Annotated in this window: 15 protein-coding genes; 7 read left to right on the top strand and 8 right to left on the bottom strand. The window is 71.0% G+C overall.

Annotated elements, in window-relative coordinates; genetic code table 11:
- Positions 1 to 45 precede the first annotated feature (45 nt).
- A complete protein-coding gene (locus ACZZY9_RS11055; protein ID WP_192061342.1) occupies positions 46 to 1,179 on the bottom strand; it encodes an AI-2E family transporter in 1,134 nt (377 codons plus the stop codon).
- Positions 1,180 to 1,296: 117 nt separating this feature from the next.
- Here ACZZY9_RS11055 and ACZZY9_RS11050 point away from each other — a divergent pair, with 117 nt between their 5' ends.
- On the top strand, positions 1,297 to 1,839 hold the full coding sequence (locus ACZZY9_RS11050) for a metallophosphoesterase family protein (protein ID WP_463464094.1): 543 nt from the start codon (positions 1,297 to 1,299) through the stop codon (positions 1,837 to 1,839).
- A gap of 19 nt (positions 1,840 to 1,858) precedes the next feature.
- Here ACZZY9_RS11050 and ACZZY9_RS11045 read toward each other — a convergent pair whose 3' ends face one another.
- On the bottom strand, positions 1,859 to 2,842 hold the full coding sequence (locus tag ACZZY9_RS11045; protein WP_463464093.1) for a DsbA family protein: 984 nt from the start codon (positions 2,840 to 2,842) through the stop codon (positions 1,859 to 1,861).
- A gap of 280 nt (positions 2,843 to 3,122) precedes the next feature.
- On the opposite strand from ACZZY9_RS11045, the gene ACZZY9_RS11040 reads away from it, so the two are divergent.
- The gene (locus ACZZY9_RS11040) at positions 3,123 to 4,223 is read left to right on the top strand and encodes an ABC transporter ATP-binding protein (RefSeq protein WP_192061339.1); all 1,101 of its coding nucleotides are present in this window, start codon (positions 3,123 to 3,125) and stop codon (positions 4,221 to 4,223) included.
- Positions 4,224 to 4,345: 122 nt separating this feature from the next.
- Positions 4,346 to 5,629 carry a DUF4032 domain-containing protein gene (locus ACZZY9_RS11035; protein WP_192061338.1) on the top strand — a complete coding sequence of 428 codons (1,284 nt, stop codon included), beginning with the start codon at positions 4,346 to 4,348 and terminating at the stop codon, positions 5,627 to 5,629.
- Between the two features lie 63 nt (positions 5,630 to 5,692).
- Here the strand turns inward: ACZZY9_RS11035 and rlmB are convergent, their stop codons facing one another.
- Genes rlmB through ispD form a run of 3 tightly spaced genes read right to left on the bottom strand, consistent with a single transcriptional unit; the run spans position 5,693 to position 9,457 of the window.
- Complete coding sequence (rlmB, locus tag ACZZY9_RS11030; RefSeq protein ID WP_463464092.1) at positions 5,693 to 6,739, bottom strand: 23S rRNA (guanosine(2251)-2'-O)-methyltransferase RlmB; 1,047 nt, start codon at positions 6,737 to 6,739, stop codon at positions 5,693 to 5,695.
- Positions 6,736 to 8,154 carry a cysteine--tRNA ligase gene (gene cysS / locus ACZZY9_RS11025; protein ID WP_463464091.1) on the bottom strand — a complete coding sequence of 473 codons (1,419 nt, stop codon included), beginning with the start codon at positions 8,152 to 8,154 and terminating at the stop codon, positions 6,736 to 6,738. The genes rlmB and cysS overlap by 4 nt, the downstream gene beginning before the upstream one ends.
- Before the next feature lie 4 nt (positions 8,155 to 8,158).
- Positions 8,159 to 9,457, bottom strand: coding sequence for a 2-C-methyl-D-erythritol 4-phosphate cytidylyltransferase (gene ispD, locus ACZZY9_RS11020; RefSeq protein ID WP_463464090.1), 1,299 nt, complete (start codon positions 9,455 to 9,457; stop codon positions 8,159 to 8,161).
- 133 nt (positions 9,458 to 9,590) lie between these two features.
- Between ispD and ACZZY9_RS11015 the strand changes: the two genes are divergently transcribed.
- Positions 9,591 to 10,235 (top strand): hypothetical protein, encoded by a 645-nt coding sequence (locus tag ACZZY9_RS11015; RefSeq protein ID WP_192061334.1) that lies wholly within the window; start codon positions 9,591 to 9,593, stop codon positions 10,233 to 10,235.
- Between the two features lie 132 nt (positions 10,236 to 10,367).
- Here the strand turns inward: ACZZY9_RS11015 and ACZZY9_RS11010 are convergent, their stop codons facing one another.
- Both ACZZY9_RS11010 and ACZZY9_RS11005 read right to left on the bottom strand, forming a co-directional pair.
- Positions 10,368 to 11,051, bottom strand: a complete 684-nt coding sequence (locus ACZZY9_RS11010) for a response regulator (protein ID WP_463464089.1) — start codon at positions 11,049 to 11,051, stop codon at positions 10,368 to 10,370.
- Positions 11,048 to 12,304, bottom strand: coding sequence for a sensor histidine kinase (locus tag ACZZY9_RS11005; RefSeq protein WP_463464088.1), 1,257 nt, complete (start codon positions 12,302 to 12,304; stop codon positions 11,048 to 11,050). Before ACZZY9_RS11005 ends, ACZZY9_RS11010 begins: the two co-directional genes overlap by 4 nt.
- Before the next feature lie 194 nt (positions 12,305 to 12,498).
- Here ACZZY9_RS11005 and phoU point away from each other — a divergent pair, with 194 nt between their 5' ends.
- A complete protein-coding gene (gene phoU / locus ACZZY9_RS11000) occupies positions 12,499 to 13,152 on the top strand; it encodes a phosphate signaling complex protein PhoU (protein ID WP_463464667.1) in 654 nt (217 codons plus the stop codon).
- Positions 13,153 to 13,244: 92 nt separating this feature from the next.
- On the top strand, positions 13,245 to 13,778 hold the full coding sequence (locus ACZZY9_RS10995; RefSeq protein WP_463464087.1) for a P-loop nucleotide/nucleoside kinase family protein: 534 nt from the start codon (positions 13,245 to 13,247) through the stop codon (positions 13,776 to 13,778).
- A gap of 188 nt (positions 13,779 to 13,966) precedes the next feature.
- Here the strand turns inward: ACZZY9_RS10995 and ACZZY9_RS10990 are convergent, their stop codons facing one another.
- Entirely contained in the window at positions 13,967 to 14,710 is a 744-nt protein-coding gene (locus tag ACZZY9_RS10990; RefSeq protein ID WP_192061330.1) for a phosphoglyceromutase, read from the bottom strand.
- Positions 14,711 to 14,751: 41 nt separating this feature from the next.
- Here ACZZY9_RS10990 and ACZZY9_RS10985 point away from each other — a divergent pair, with 41 nt between their 5' ends.
- Positions 14,752 to 15,528 (top strand): class I SAM-dependent methyltransferase, encoded by a 777-nt coding sequence (locus ACZZY9_RS10985; protein WP_463464086.1) that lies wholly within the window; start codon positions 14,752 to 14,754, stop codon positions 15,526 to 15,528.
- Positions 15,529 to 15,596: the final 68 nt, after the last annotated feature.

Here is a 15,596-nt window from a genome sequence, read left to right as displayed (position 1 = left end):
CGAACTCGCACCGCGCCTCCTCGGATCGGAAGGGTCGCCAGACCGCTAGCGGACCTCTTCGCGTCTCTTCTGCCGGAACATCTCGGCGGGTTCGTGCTCGCCGTTCCAGACCTGCGTGATGCCCCAGGCGACGGCCATCAGCGGCACCGCGATGACCGCGCCGACCACGCCGCCGAGGATCGTGCCGGCGGTCAGGGCGACCAGGATGACGAGACCGTGCAGCTGCAGCGTGCGACCCATCAGCACCGGCTGGAGGAAGTTGCCCTCGAGCTGGTTGACGACGACCACGACGACCACGACCCAGATCGCGGCCGGCACGCCGTTGGCGACGAGGGCGACGAGGGCGGCGAGAATGCCGGCCGCCGTGGCTCCGACGAGCGGGATGAACGCGGTGAGGAAGACGACGACCGCCAGGGGCAGCGCCAGGGGCACGCCGATGATCCAGAGGCCGACGCCGATGCCGATCGCGTCGACGGCCGCGACGGTCGCCGTGCCCCGCACGTAGCCGCCGAGGGTCGACACCGTCTTGTCGCCGATGCGACGCGCACGGGCGTACTGCTCGCCGCGGAACGGGCGGAGCATGAACTCCCAGATGGCCGGGCCGTCTTTGAGGAAGAAGAACAGCACGACGATCATCAGCACGAGACCGGTCAGGAAGCTGCCGACGGCCGATGCGCCGGCGAGGGCGCCCGAGCCGAACTGCGCGCTGGTGACGAAGTCGGTGACCGCGTCGATGCCGCCCTGGATCTGGTCGTCCGTGATCGAGAAGGGCAGGGTCGTGATCCAGTTCTGAAGCTGCTCTATGCCCTGCGTCGCCGACTCGACGAGCGAGGCGGCCTGATTCTCGACGGCCCAGACGATCAGCCAGGCGATGAGGCCGAGGATGATGACGACGGCGAAGAGGCAGATGAGGGTCGCCAGCACCGAGGGCACTCGGTGCTTCCGGAGGAACGACACCACCGGCAGCATCGCCGAGGCGAAGATGAGCGCGAGCAGCACCGGCAGGGTCACCAGGCTGAGGCTGAGGAACACGTAGATGAGGGCGGCGGCCACGATGACCACGGCGATGATCTGCACGGCGCGCGTCGCGAGCGCGCCGAAGGCGTCCGCCCAGAGCGAGTGACGCACGGCGGCGTCCTGCCGGGCCACCTCGGTGGCTTGGCTGCGGAAGAGTCCCACGATGTCGTCCTCGTTTCTGGTGGTGCGCTGCGGTCAGGCTGACGAGCCGACAGAGCAAGCCAACCCTGAAACGACGATAACGGGCCGCATCGCATCCCGCGCCCCTAGCGTGGGGGGATGCCGACCTCCGTGCTCGTCGTGTCCGACACCCATGTGCCGCAGAAGGCCAGGGCCATGCCGTCCGCCGTCTGGGCCGCCGTCGATCGCGCCGACGTCGTGGTGCACGCCGGAGACTGGACCGGCCTGCCGCTGCTCGACGAGTTCGAGACCCGCGCGCGCCTCCTGATCGGGGTCCGCGGCAACAACGACGGCCCCGAGTTCGACGACAGGCTGCCCGAGGTGGTGCGGACCACCGTCGACGGCGTCCGCCTGGCGGTCGTCCACGAGACCGGAGCCAAGGAGGCGCGCGAGAGCCGGATGGACCGCCTCTTCCCCGAGACCGACCTCCTGCTCTTCGGCCACAGCCACATCCCGTGGGACACCACGACCCCGGTGGGCCTCCGCCTGCTGAACCCGGGGTCGCCCACGGACCGGCGCCGCCAGCCGCACGCCAGCTACCTGACGCTCACCCTCGACGCCGGAGCGGTCCGCGACGTCGTGCTGCACGAGCTGCCGGTCAAGCGGCCCGGGGTGCTCCCCCACCCGCGCAGGACGACCTGAGCCGCGGCGCCGGGCGCGATCAGCCTGCGGGGGTCGCCGCGGGGGTCGCCGCGGGCGTCTCGGTCTCGGCCGGCTCGGCGGGCGCGCCCGACTCGGTCGGCGTCGGCGTGGCGGTGCTGTTGTCGGCGTAGCTGTTGCCGGCGGCCGTCACGACGAAGTTGCGGAACTCCTCGTTGGTGAACGGCGTGCTCGCCTCGTACTGCTGACCGTTGACCAGCACCAGCGGGGTGCCCGGCAGGGCGTCGACGGTGCTGTTCGGGATGGGGCCGTCGACGGCGCGCTCGGTCGCGCTGGTGACCCACGACGCGAACTCCTCGTCGTCGATGCAGGTCGTGATGCGCGCCGGGTCGACGACGCCCTCGATGCCCGTCGCGATGTCCGACAGCGTCGCGTCGTCGAGACCGCGGGTGCCCTCCTCGGGCTGCTGGTCGAAGAGGGCGGTGTTGAAGTCGAAGAACGAGTTCGGCGAGTAGTTCGCCACGCACGCGGCCGCGTTGGCCGCGCGGTTCGAGTACCGGGTGCCCACCGACGAGTTCGTCAGGATCGCCACCGGGTGGTACTCGACGGTGGCCGCGCCCGAGTCGACGAGACCGGCGATGTAGTCGTTGTTGGCCGCTTCGAACTGACCGCAGATCGGGCAGAGGTAGTCGAGGTAGACGACGATGTCGACGGTGTCGCTCGCGGCCGTCGTCTCGGAGGGCACCGGCTCGTCGTCGGCGGCGAGCGCCGGGGTGGTCTCGGCGACGAAGTCCTGGCCGATGCGGATGCCGTCGCTGGCCATGTTGGCGGGGCCGGGGCCGGCGGGCTTGATGCTGTTCGTGATGACGACGACGACGATCACGACGACGGCCACGAGAGCCAGCGCGATGCCGCCCTGCAGCAGCAGTCGACCGGTCTTCTGACGACGCTTCTGCTTCTTGCGGGCGAGCTGAGCCTTCTGCCGCGCGGCCGCGCGACGCTGGTTCTTGGTGAGGATCTTGTCGTCCGGGGTGTTGTCAGTCATGGAACGGGTCTCCGATGCGCCACGGGGTGTCGCCGTCGCGTCGTAGGGGGCGTGGGGAGGGTCTGCGAGTGCAGCGCCCTGTCGGGGGTGCCGGCCGCACCGGACGACTGTCCGAGCGACCGTGTCGAAAACGATACCGTCCCCGCCCCGGACACCGCATGAGACCGTCTCGGTTCGGTGCCATACTGTCAGGTGGTGGTCATCGCGGACCTCTTGGTCTGATCACCATCCATTCACAACGGATCGTCCGGCACGTACCTGCCGGTGAAGGAGAAACATCATGGCGTCAGTCACGTTCAGCAAGGCAACCCGTCTGTACCCCGGTTCTACCCGCCCCGCGGTCGACAGCATCGACCTCGAGGTCGCCGACGGCGAGTTCCTCGTCCTGGTCGGGCCCTCCGGCTGCGGCAAGTCGACCACCCTCCGCATGCTCGCCGGTCTCGAAGAGGTCAACAGCGGCGACATCTTCATCGGCGACCGCAACGTCACCGACGTGCCGCCGAAGGACCGCGACATCGCCATGGTCTTCCAGAACTACGCGCTGTACCCGCACATGACGGTCGCCGAGAACATGGGCTTCGCGCTCAAGATCGCCGGCGTCGGCAAAGAGGAGCGCGCGACCCGCGTCCTCGAGGCCGCCAAGCTCCTCGACCTCGAGCCCTACCTGGCCCGCAAGCCCAAGGCCCTCTCGGGTGGTCAGCGTCAGCGCGTCGCCATGGGCCGCGCCATCGTGCGTCAGCCCCAGGTGTTCCTGATGGACGAGCCGCTCTCGAACCTCGACGCCAAACTGCGCGTGCAGACCCGCACCCAGATCGCCTCGCTGCAGCGTCGACTCGGCGTCACCACCGTCTACGTCACGCACGACCAGACCGAGGCGCTCACCATGGGCGACCGCATCGCCGTCCTGAAGGACGGCGTCCTGCAGCAGGTCGGCAGCCCCCGCGACCTCTACGAAAAGCCGCAGAACGTGTTCGTCGCCGGCTTCATCGGCTCGCCGGCCATGAACCTGCTGCCCGCCGACGTCGTCGACGGCGGCATCCAGTTCGGCACCGCCGTCACCGCGGTCGACCGCGACACCGTCGGCCAGGCCAACGGCAAGAGCGTCACCGTCGGCGTCCGCCCCGAAGACGTCGTCGTCAACACCACCGGCGAGGGCCTCGCTGTGACCGTCGACGTCGTCGAAGAGCTCGGTGCCGACGGCTACCTCTACGGTCACACCGAGGTCGGCGGTCAGCGCGTCGACATCGTCGTGCGGGTCGACGGTCGCAACCACCCCAAGCTGGGCGAGACGATCCACATCACGCCGCAGGCGCACCACGTGCACGTCTTCGACACCGAGAGCGGCGAGCGCCTCGGCGACAAGGCCGTCATCAGCGCGTAGCAGCACACCTCATCGGCCCGACGGGTCACCTGGGCGCCAGCCCGGTGACCCGTCGGGCCGATCCCGTACCTCCCGCCAGACACCCTCGAGACGCACCCGAGAGACACAGAGACCACGAGACGATGCCCGACTCCCTCAACATCACCTCCGCCACGGTCGACCCGGCCCTGCTCGACCTCCCCTGGGATCTCCCCCTCGGGGCATGGCCCGACGACGCCATCGCGACGCTGCCGAAGGGCATCTCACGGCACCTGGTGCGCTTCGCCCACCTCAGCGGCTACGTCATCGCCATCAAAGAGACGTCGGGCGAGATGGCCCGGGGCGAGTACGAGATGCTGCGGACCCTGCAGCGCATGGACATCCCCTGCGTCGACCCGCTCGCCGTCATCACGAACCGGCACGACGAAGACGGCTCGCCGCTCGACCCGGTGCTCGTGACGCGGCACCTGAAGTTCTCGCTGCCCTACCGGGCGCTCTACTCGCAGACCCTCCGACCCGACACGGCCAAGCGGCTGGTCGACGCGCTCGCCCTGCTGCTGGTGCGCCTCCACATCATCGGCTTCTACTGGGGCGACGTGTCGCTCTCGAACACCCTGTTCCGTCGCGACGCGGGCGCCTTCGCGGCGTATCTGGTCGACGCCGAGACGGGCAAGCTCTACCCCGGCGGTCTGTCGAACGGTCAGCGCGAGAACGACCTCGAGGTGGCCCGCGTCAACATCGCCGGCGAACTGCTCGACCTCGAGGCGGGCGGGCGACTCGACGACAACCTCGACGCCGTCGACGTCAGCAACGGCATCGTCGCGAAGTACCGCAGCCTCTGGACGGAGCTCACCGGCAGCGAGACCTTCTCGAGCTCCGAGCGCTGGCGCATCAACGACCGCGTCGAGCGGTTGAACGACCTCGGCTTCGACATCGAGGAGCTCGCGATCAAGACGGCCGAGGGCGGCACCCAGGTGAAGATCCAGCCGAAGGTCGTCGACGCGGGTCACCACTCGCGCCGCCTGCTGCGCCTCACCGGTCTCGACGTCGAAGAGAACCAGGCCCGACGCCTGCTGAACGACCTCGACGCCTACCGGCTCCGGACGGGCAACAACGACAACGACGAGGAGATGATCGCGCACGAGTGGGCGGCCCGCGTCTTCGAGCCCGTCGTCCGGTCGATCCCCCGCGAGCTGCGGGGGCGTCTCGAGCCGGCCGAGGTGTTCCACCAGCTGCTCGAGCACCGCTGGTACCGCTCGCAGCAGGAGAACCGCGACGTGCCGATCGCCGAGGCCCTCACCTCGTACATCAACGACGTGCTGCGGCACCGTCGCGACGAGCAGATGGTGATCGAGCCGCCGACGGAGTCCATCGCGCTGCCCGAGGCCGAGTCGCTCGACGACGACGACTGGCGCAGCAAGGTCTGACCCGGCCGGAGAATGCAGGAGGCGCGGGCCGGGACGAGCCCGATCCGCGCCTCCTGCAGGGGGTCACTTCTTGCGTTCGGCCCGCAGCTTCGAGATCTCGTAGAGCGTGACGGACGCGGCGATGCCGGCGTTGAGCGACTCGACGGCGCCGGTGATCGGCACCGACACGATCGCGTCGCAGGTCTCGGCGACGATGCGCGAGAGGCCCTTGCCCTCGCTGCCGACGACGACCACGATCGGGCGGTCGGCCAGCTCGAGACCGGGCAGCATCACGTCGCCGCCGCCGTCGAGGCCGACCACGAAGACGCCCTGCTCTTTGAACGACTTGAGCGTCTGCGTGAGGTTCGAGGCCATCGCGACGGGGATGCGCGCCGCGGCGCCGGCCGAGGTCTTCCAGGCGGAGGCCGTGAGACCGACCGAGCGACGCTGCGGGATGATGACGCCCTGACCGCCGAACGCGGCGACCGAGCGGATGATCGCCCCGAGGTTGCGCGGGTCGGTGATGCCGTCGAGGGCGACGAAGAGCGGCTTCTGCTGACGCTTGATCGACGTCTCGAGCATGTCCATCGGGTGCGCGTACTCGTACGGCGGCACCTTCAGGGCGACGCCCTGGTGCACCGAGTCGGCCCCGGTCAGACGGTCGAGCTCGGGGCGCATGACCTCGAGCACCGGCAGACCGCGTCGCGTGGCGAGCTGCAGGATCTCCTTCGTGCGGTCGTCCATCTCGATGCGCGCCGCGATGTACAGCGTCGACGCGGGGATGCGCGTGCGCAGCGCTTCGAGCACCGAGTTGCGACCGGTCACCATCTCGTGGTCGTCGGCCGACTTCGGGCGACGACGCTGGGCGTCGCTCGCCCCGCCGCGACCGGCGATCGGCGAACCGGCGCGAGGGCCGTTGCTGCTGCGACCGCGGGCGCTCTCGAGGCGCTCGCGGGCGATCTTCGCCTTGCCGGCGGGGTGGTACGGGCGGTCTTCGGCCGCGGGAGTGGGCTTCTTGCCCTCGAGGGCCTGACGACCCTGCCCGCCGCTGCCGACCTGCTTGCCCTTGCTGCCCTGCCGCACGGCACTGTTGCCGGGACGGCCCTTACGTGCTCCGCTGGTGTTCTTCACTGTTCCAAGCTCCAATGCGACCCGCTGGGGGTGTCTTCGATGAGGATCCCGGCACCCGAGAGGGTGCTGCGGATCTGGTCGGCCCGTGCGAAGTCGCGATCGGCCCGGGCATGCTGGCGTTCCGCCAAGAGTACGTCGATCACGGCACCGAGCGCGCGGTGCGCCGCGCCCTCGTCGTCGTCGCGCCACTCGGGGGCGAGCGGATCGATGCCGAGCACGGCGACCATCGCGGCCACGTGCTGCCATTCGCGGGCGGCCGTGTCGAGGTCGCCGTCGTCGAGGGCCGAGTTACCGGCGCGCACCGCGTCGTGCAGCACCGCGATCGCCTGAGGCACGTTGAGGTCGTCGTCCATCGCGGCGGCGAAGTCGTCGGGGACGACCCGTGCGCCGACCGACGCGAAGCGGGTGCCGGCGAGGCGGCGCTCGGCGCGGGACAGGAAGGTCTCGACCCGGTCGAGGGCCGCATCGGCCTCGACCAGCGCACCGTCGTGGTAGTCGATCGTCGACCGGTAGTGCGCGGCGCTGAGGAAGTACCGCACCACCACGGGTCGGGCCTTCTCGAGGAACTCGGCGGCGAAGATCGAGTTGCCGAGCGACTTCGACATCTTCTGACCGTCGACGTTGACCAGGCCGTTGTGCAGCCAGTGACGCGCGAACCCGTCGCCGGCCGCCGTCGACTGGGCCAGCTCGTTCTCGTGGTGCGGGAACCTCAGGTCGAGACCGCCGCCGTGGATGTCGAAGGCCGGGCCGAGGTAGCGACGCGACATGGCCGAGCACTCGATGTGCCAGCCGGGTCGGCCCTCGCCCCAGGGCGACGACCAGGCGGCCGACGCGGGCTCGTCGGCCTTCGCGCCCTTCCACAGCGCGAAGTCGCGGGGGTCGCGCTTGCCCCGCGGGTCGGCGTCGGCGGCCGACGCCATGTCGGCGACGTCCTGTCGGGTGAGCGCGCCGTAGTCGGGCCAGCTCGCCGTGTCGAAGTACACGTCGCCCGAGGCGTCGTCCGCCGCGTAGGCGTGCCCGCGCTCGATCAGTCGCTCGACGATCTGCTGCATCTCGCTGATGCTCGCCGTCGCGCGGGGCTCGTAGGTCGGCGCGAGGATGCCGAGGGCCTGGTAGCCGGCGGTGAACTCGAGCTCGTAGCGGTAGGCGCGGGCCCACCACTGCTCGTCGGTGCCGGCGGCCAGGGCGAGGATCTTGTCGTCGATGTCGGTGACGTTGCGCACCAGCGTGACGTCGAGACCGCGGTAGGTGAACCAGCGGCGCCACAGGTCGTAGACGAGAGCGGAGCGCAGGTGCCCGATGTGCGGCGACGACTGGACGGTCGGACCGCAGACGTAGAGGCCCACCTGACCGGGGACGAGCGGTTCGAAGTCGACGAGCGCCTGGGCGCGGGAGTCGTAGAGGCGGATTGTCACGCGATCAGCCTATTGAGGTGCCGTCGACGACGGCGACCAGCGCGGTCGCGATCGCCGTGACGCCCTCGCCCCGCCCGGTGAAGCCGAGCCCGTCGGTGGTGGTCGCCGAGACGCTGACCGGTGCGCCGACGACCTCGATGAGCCGCGCCTCCATCTCGAGGCGACGGCGTGCGAGCCGCGGGCGGTTGCCGATGACCTGCACCGCCGCCGAGACGACGTCGAACCCGGCCGCGGTCAGGCGCTCGAGCGTCGCGGTGACGAAGACCTCGCCGCTCGCGCCGGCGAAGCGCGGGTCGTCGGTGCCGAACATCGAGCCGATGTCGCCGAGGCCCGCCGCCGACAGCAGGGCGTCGACCAGGGCGTGCGCGACGGCGTCGCCGTCGCTGTGCCCTGCCAGACCCGCCTCGCCCTCGAAGTGCAGCAGACCGAGGTGCAGCGGCTGCCGGTCGTCGAAGGCGTGGACGTCGACGCCCAGACCCGTGCGGAGCCGGTGCGCGTCGTCGTCGGGGCGCGAACCGCGCTCGGCGGTGGCGGCGTCGGCGTCGGCGGCGTGCGGGCCGGGGTCGACTGCGGCGCGCTCGCGGGCGATCGTCTCGGCCCGGCGGAGATCCCACGGGGTGGTGATCTTGAAGGCCACGGGGTCGCCCTCGACGACGACGACCCGGTGCCCGTGCGCGGCGAAGAGCGCTGCGTCGTCGGTGTGCTCGGCCCCCGCCGTGGCGTAGGCCGCGTCGAGCTCGGCCCGGGGGAACCCCTGCGGCGTCTGCATGGCGACCAGCTCGGAGCGGTCGACGGTCTCGACGACCTCGCCGTCGGACCCGATGCGCTTGATGGTGTCGCTGACGGGCAGACCCGGCACGACCCCGTGACCGGTCCGCTCGACCGTCGAGGCGACGAGGTCGAACTGCGCGGTCGGGGTGAACGGTCGCGCGCAGTCGTGCACGAGCACGGTCGCGACCGAGGGGGCGACGCGGGCGAGCCCGGCCGCGACCGAGGACTGACGGCTCGCACCGCCGGCGACGACCGACGCGTAGCCCGAGGCCGGCCCGGCGACGGAGTCGACCAGGGCGCGCGACTCGTCGACGAGGGCAACCGGCACCACGACGACCACCTGCACGGGGTCGGCCGACGCGAAGATCGACTCGAGCGATCGCTCGAGGATGCTGCGGCCGGCGACCGCGACGAAGGCCTTGGGCGCCCCCTGGGCGAGACGGGTGCCGCTGCCGGCGGCGACGACGACGACTGCGCGGGCGACGTCGACGAGCAGATCGTCGACCTCGGTCACGCCGGGCTCGAACTGCATCAATCTGGCTCCATCCTGCGGCTCACAGGCTAACATGGGGGCCTACCGGTAAGGGCTCCCTTACCCTCCGGCCTGCCCCGCGGTGGCTAGGCTGTAGAGACCTTTTGCTTTGACTGGATCCTGGAGGACACCCGTGCGAGACGGATCTGTGCTGGAACTTCGATCGGCGCTCGCCCGCCGCACCGTGGCGGCCACCGCCGTCGGGGTCGGCGTCGTGCTCGTCGCCGCCGGGTGCAACTTCATCAGCCCCCAGGCGACCCTCAAGCAGTACGACGCCAGCGACGGCACCAGCCTGAACATCGGCGACGTCGCCGTGCGCAACGCGATCGCGCTGACCGAAGACGGCACCGAGGCCAGCCTCAGCATGGTCGTGCTCAACACGGGCGACGACAGCGTCGACGTCTCGTTCCAGTACGAGACCGAGGCCGGTCGCCAGACCGAGACCGTCACCGTCGAGGGCGACTCGCAGGTCAGCCGCGGCACGACCGAGGGCGACGAGCAGCTGCTCATGTCCGACCTCGACCTCACGGTCGGCTCGCTGCTCCCCGTCTACATCCAGTACGGCACCGAGACCGGCAAGACCCTCCAGGTGCCCGTGCTCAACGGCGACCTGCCCGAGTACGCGACGCTGCTCCCCTCCCCCGCCACGAGCGCCGAGCCGGGCACCGACTCGACGCCGCTCCCCGAGTCCAGCGCCAACCCCGAGGGCAACGACCGCCAGACGAACGAGGGCACGACCCAAGAGGGCGCCACGCCGAGCGCCACCACCGCTCCGTAGGCACCGCACGCACCACGAGAGGCCCGGCCCGCAGTGTGCGGGGCCGGGCCTCTCGTCGTCCGCCCCGACCCGCGCCTCCTCGGCTCCGATCGGAGGGCGGCCGGGCGAGGGCGACAGGGCAGGAGGCGGGGGTCAGGCCTCGATGCGATACCCGAGTCCGCGCACGGTCACCAGGGCCTTCGGCTCCGACGGCACGGCCTCGATCTTCGAACGGATGCGCTTGATGTGCACGTCGAGCGTCTTGGTGTCGCCGAAGTAGTCGGCGCCCCAGACGCGATCGATCAGCTGACCGCGGGTGAGCACCCGGCCGGCGTTGCGCATCAGCAGCTCGAGCAGCTCGAACTCCTTCAAGGGCATGGCGATGTCGGCGCCGCGCACGGTGACGACGTGGCGCTCGACGTCCATCCGGATGTCGCCGGCCTCGAGCATCGAGTCGGAGAGGTCGTCGGTGTCGACGCGGCGGCGCAGCACGGCCCGGATGCGCGCCAGCAGCTCGCGCGTCGAGTACGGCTTCGTGACGTAGTCGTCGGCGCCGAGCTCGAGCCCGACGACGATGTCGACCTCGCTGTCTTTAGCGGTCAGCATGACGATCGGCACCTGCGACCTGGTGCGGATGACCCGGCAGACCTCGGTGCCGGGGATGCCGGGCAGCATGAGGTCGAGCAGCACCAGGTCGGCGCCGCCCTTCTCGAACGCGGCGATCGCCGCGGGGCCGTCTTCGGCGACCGTCGTGCGGTAGCCCTCGCGCTCGAGGATGAACGCCAGCGGTTCGCTGAGCGACTCCTCGTCTTCGACGATCAGGATGTGGGTCGTCATCGTGCCTCGATGTCTTGTCGGGTGGCGCCCTCGCGGCGGGCGCCGTCTGTTCGGGCGCCGTCGTGTCGGGCGGTGCGGTCTTGTCTGGTGGTGACCGGCAGGGGGGTCGATCGGGTCTCCGGCTGCGTGCGCGCCTCGGGCAGACGGAGGGTGAAGGTGCTGCCCTTGCCGACCTGCGACCAGACGCGCACGTCGCCCCCGTGATTCTGGATCACGTGCTTCACGATCGCGAGCCCGAGCCCGGTGCCGCCCGTCCGCCGCGACCGCGCCGGGTCGACGCGGTAGAAGCGCTCGAAGACGCGGTCGAGCTCGTCGTCGGGGATCCCGTAGCCCTGGTCGGTCACGGCGACCTCGACGGTGCCCGAGTCGTCGACGGTGGCGCCGATGCCGACCCGCGAGCCGTCGGGCGAGTAGTTGATGGCGTTGGCGATCAGGTTGTCGACGGCCGTCACGAGCATCTGCTCGTCGCCGAGCACCGTCGCATGCCGACCGCCGCGCACGACGAGGGAGATGCCGCGGGCGTCGGCGACGACGCGGTTGCGGTCGACCGCGGTGTCGACGACGACGCGCACGTCGATCGGCTCGCTCGATTCGAGGGCGTCGGTCGCCTGCAGCCTCGAGAGCTCGATGATGTCCTGTGTGAGGCGCCCCAGGCGACCGGCCTCGCGGGTCAGGCTCTTCGCGAAGTGCCGCACCTGCTCGGGGTCGGACGACGCCGACTCGAGTGCCTCGGCCAGCAGCCCGACCGCGCCGATCGGGGTCTTCAGCTCGTGACTGATGTTGGCGACGAAGTCGCGCCGCATGTCGTCGAGACGACGCCCCTCGCTGCGGTCCTCGGCGAGCACGAGCACGTACCGACCGCCGAGCGGCGCCACGCGCACGCCCAGCACGAACGTCGCCTCGCTGCCCGGGAGGCGCGCGAGGGTGAGCTCGTCGGCCTGCGGTTCGCCTTCGCGCCGGGCGAGGGCCACGAGGTCCTCGATCTCGGCGTGCACGAGGTGCTGCTGCGCCGAGACCAGACCGAGCTGCAGCGCCCGGGGCGACGCCTTGAGCACGTTGCCCGACGGGTCGACGACGACGCCCGCCGACTCGAGCGCGTCGAGCACGGCGTCGATGCCGTCGGGCAGCGACACCTCGACGAGCCGTGCCACCTTGACGGACCTGGCGTGCGCCGCCACCACGACGATGACGATCGCGGCACCGGCCACGGCCCCGAAGGCCAGCGACAGCGGAACCAACCAGGCTGAGTCCATGCCATCACGATAGTGACCCGCGCGGGGCATGATGAACGGGAGGGGCTGCGACGGCCTGTACTTTGGTGAGTGTTCAGACCACCGGCACCGGTCGTTAACCTTCACCCATGAGGCTGGACTGGACTGTGCGGGCGACATCGCCCCCGCTGCCGGGCGTCCACGCCCCCGCGAGCTACGAGAGGGTCGACTACGACATGCGCGAGGTATTCCAGCAGGAGCTGCAAGAGGTCCAGGAGCGCCTGGTCGAGATCTCAGGCCTCGTCGCCGTCTCGATCAAGAACGCCACGACGGCCTTCAACGAGTCGAACGTGTCGCTGGCCGAACAGGTCATCGCCGACGACGACGCCATCGACGAGCGCGCCATCGCCCTCGACGAGCTGGCCATCGACATCCTGGCCCGCCAGAACCCGGTCGCCCGCGACCTGCGCATCGTCGTGAGCGCGCTGCGCATCAGCGCCTCGCTCGAGCGCATGGGCGACATGGCCGAGCACATCGCCCAGCTGGCGCGCTACCGGTTCCCCGAGAAGGTCGTGCCGAAGTCGCTGCGCCCGACGTTCAAGGAGCTCGGCGAGCTCGACGTCGCGATCGCGAACAAGCTCACCGAGCTGCTGACCACCGAAGACGTGCGCCTCGCCGAGGAGATCCGCAACGACGACGACCGCATCGACGAGCTGCACCTCAGCGTCTTCGACAAGGTGCTCGGCGAGACCTGGAAGGGCGCGGCCGTCGACACGGTCGACTCCACCCTCGCCTCGCGCTACCACGAGCGCTTCGCCGACCACGCGGTCTCCATCGCCAAGAAGGTCCAGTACCTGGCGACCGGCGACTGGGTCGCATCCGAGGTCTGAGAGCCCGCATCGCCGAGGAGGCGCGGTGTCCGCCTGACGGACACCGCGCCTCCTTCGCGTCCGCCCCCGCAGAACTGCGAGAGGATGGCGGGATGGCTTCAGTCGCGATCCTCGTCAACGGTCTGCCCGGCTCGGGCAAGACCACCCTCTCGGCCACGCTCGCGGGTGTGCTGGGCTGCCCGCTGCTCGCCCACGACCCCGTCGAGGAGGCGCTGGTCGACCTGGCCGGGCCGATGGTCGCCCCCGAGGCGATCGACCGGATCGCCCATGAGACCGTGTGGTCGATGGCGGCCGAGGTCGAGGCGGGCGTGGTCGTCGACGCGTTCTGGCACCGCCCGACCGAGCTCGAGGGCGCACGGTCGGGTGTGGCCCGCGCCGGGTCGCCCCGCACCGTCGAGGTCTGGTGCGACGTCGACCCCGAGGTGGCCCTGCAGCGCAGCGTCGACCGGATCGCGGCGGGCGGGCGGCACCCGGCCCACGGGACGGTCGAGTCGACCCGGGCGGCGTGGGGCGAGTGGGCGGCCGCCGCAGAGCCCCTGGGGGCGTGGCCGGTGATCCGCGTCGACACGAGCACCCCGGTCGACATCGACGCGCTGGTGCTGGAGATCAGCGCGCAGTTCGTCTAGCCGGGGCCCGGTGCGGCGGGCTCGCCTGCCGGCGGTTCGGGTGCGGCGGGCTCGCGTGCGGGCGGTTCGGGTGCGGCCGGTTCGGGTGCGGCGGGTCGGTGTCCTCCGCGGCGGGTCAGCGCTGACCCGCCCCGGATGACGCGAACCCGCCCCACACCCGTCTCAGCGCGGCCGCAGGGCGGTTCGAGCTACTTCTTGCCCTGGTTCGCGACCGCGGCGGCACCCGCGGCGGCGGCCTCGGGGTCGAGGTACCGGCCGGGGCCGGTCGGCGCGAAGTCGTCGTCGAGCTCGTACACCAGCGGGATGCCGGTGGGGATGTTCAGCTCGGAGATCTCGTCGTCGCCGATTCCGTCGAGGTGCTTGACCAGGGCGCGCAGCGAGTTGCCGTGGGCCACCACCAGCGTGACGTCGCCGGCGGCGAGGCTCTCGGTGATGTCGCTGTGCCAGTAGGGCAGCATCCGCTCGATGACGAGGGCCAGCGACTCGGTGCGCGGGGCGTCGATGCCGAGCTCGGCGTAGCGCTTGTCGTGGGCCTGCGAGAACTCGCTGTCGTCGTCGAGCGGGGGCGGCGGCACGTCGAACGAGCGACGCCAGGTCTGGAACTGCTCGGGGCCGTACTGCTCGAGCGTCTGAGCCTTGTCTTTGCCCTGCAAGGCGCCGTAGTGGCGCTCGTTGAGCCGCCAGGAGCGCTTGACGTCGATCCACAGCCGGTCGGCCTCTTCGAGCGCGATGTCGGCGGTCTGGATGGCACGGGTCAGCCGCGACGTGTAGAGGATGTCGGGCAGCAGGTCGTTGTCACGCAGCAGCTCGCCGGCGCGCTTCGCCTCGGCGCGGCCCTGCTCGGTGAGTCGCACGTCGACCCATCCCGTGAAGAGGTTCTTCGCGTTCCATTCGCTGTTGCCGTGACGCAGGAGGATGAGGGTCGAAGTCATGCGACAAGCGTATCGCGACGACATGCTGGCAGACTCGGCGCATGCCCATCGGTTCGATCACCCGAGGCACGACCGGCACCAACCGGCTCCGCCGCGTCGACCGGTGGATCGCCGCCCACCCGTCGTTCCGCCGGGCCGACGACCCGCTGGTGGTCGACCTGGGGTACGGGGCGAGCGCGACGACCCCTCTCGAACTGCACCAGCGCCTCCTGCGGGTCCGCCCCGACGTCGAGGTGGTGGGCATCGAGATCGATCCCGAGCGGGTCAGACTCGCGAACCTGTCGGCGCGACCGGGCGTGAGCTTCCGCCGGGGCGGCTTCGAGGTGCCGCTCGACGGCGACCGCCGACCCGCCGTGATCAGGGCGTTCAACGTGCTGCGGCAGTACGACGAGTCGCAGGTCGTCGACTCCTGGGCGCTGATGACCGCGCGGCTGCAGCCCGGCGGCGTGCTCGTGGAGGGCACCTGCAACGAGATCGGCCGCGTGGCGAGCTGGGTGGACGTGACGCCCGAGGGGCCGCAGGCGTTCACCGTGTCGCTGCGGCTCGCCGAGCTCGACGTGCCGTCGGTCGTGGCCGAGCGGCTGCCCAAGGCGCTCATCCACCGCAACGTCCCGGGCGAGCGCGTGCACGATCTGCTCGTCGACCTCGATCGCCAGTGGGCCGTCGCGGCGCCGCTGTCGGTGTACGGCCCGGTGCAGCGCTGGCTGGCGACGGTGCAGGGGCTGCGTGACGGCGGGTGGCCGGTGCGGCACGGTCGCTCGCGCTGGCGGCTCGGCGAGCTGTCGCTGCCGTGGCAGGCGGTCGCACCCCGGGCCTGAGTCGCGGGGCCGGTCGGGCGACCGGTCAGACGGCGGTCGCGCCCCGAGCTTGAGGCGCCGGGCCGGTC

It is taken from the genome of Frigoribacterium sp. AC394, assembly GCF_979258095.1.
This window is presented reverse-complemented; position numbering and strand designations above follow the sequence as displayed.

Excerpts from the sequence above, each read along its gene's own strand:
- ACZZY9_RS10985 (WP_463464086.1), top strand. The coding sequence starts at position 14,752 with ATGCCCATCGGTTCGATCACCCGAGGCACGACCGGCACCAACCGGCTC.
- phoU (WP_463464667.1), top strand. The coding sequence starts at position 12,499 with ATGCGCGAGGTATTCCAGCAGGAGCTGCAAGAGGTCCAGGAGCGCCTG.
- ACZZY9_RS10990 (WP_192061330.1), bottom strand. The coding sequence starts at position 14,710 with ATGACTTCGACCCTCATCCTCCTGCGTCACGGCAACAGCGAATGGAAC.
- ACZZY9_RS11050 (WP_463464094.1), top strand. The coding sequence starts at position 1,297 with ATGCCGACCTCCGTGCTCGTCGTGTCCGACACCCATGTGCCGCAGAAG.
- ispD (WP_463464090.1), bottom strand. The coding sequence starts at position 9,457 with ATGCAGTTCGAGCCCGGCGTGACCGAGGTCGACGATCTGCTCGTCGAC.
- ACZZY9_RS11005 (WP_463464088.1), bottom strand. The coding sequence starts at position 12,304 with ATGGACTCAGCCTGGTTGGTTCCGCTGTCGCTGGCCTTCGGGGCCGTG.
- ACZZY9_RS11010 (WP_463464089.1), bottom strand. The coding sequence starts at position 11,051 with ATGACGACCCACATCCTGATCGTCGAAGACGAGGAGTCGCTCAGCGAA.
- ACZZY9_RS10995 (WP_463464087.1), top strand. The coding sequence starts at position 13,245 with ATGGCTTCAGTCGCGATCCTCGTCAACGGTCTGCCCGGCTCGGGCAAG.
- ACZZY9_RS11045 (WP_463464093.1), bottom strand. The coding sequence starts at position 2,842 with ATGACTGACAACACCCCGGACGACAAGATCCTCACCAAGAACCAGCGT.
- ACZZY9_RS11035 (WP_192061338.1), top strand. The coding sequence starts at position 4,346 with ATGCCCGACTCCCTCAACATCACCTCCGCCACGGTCGACCCGGCCCTG.
- ACZZY9_RS11040 (WP_192061339.1), top strand. The coding sequence starts at position 3,123 with ATGGCGTCAGTCACGTTCAGCAAGGCAACCCGTCTGTACCCCGGTTCT.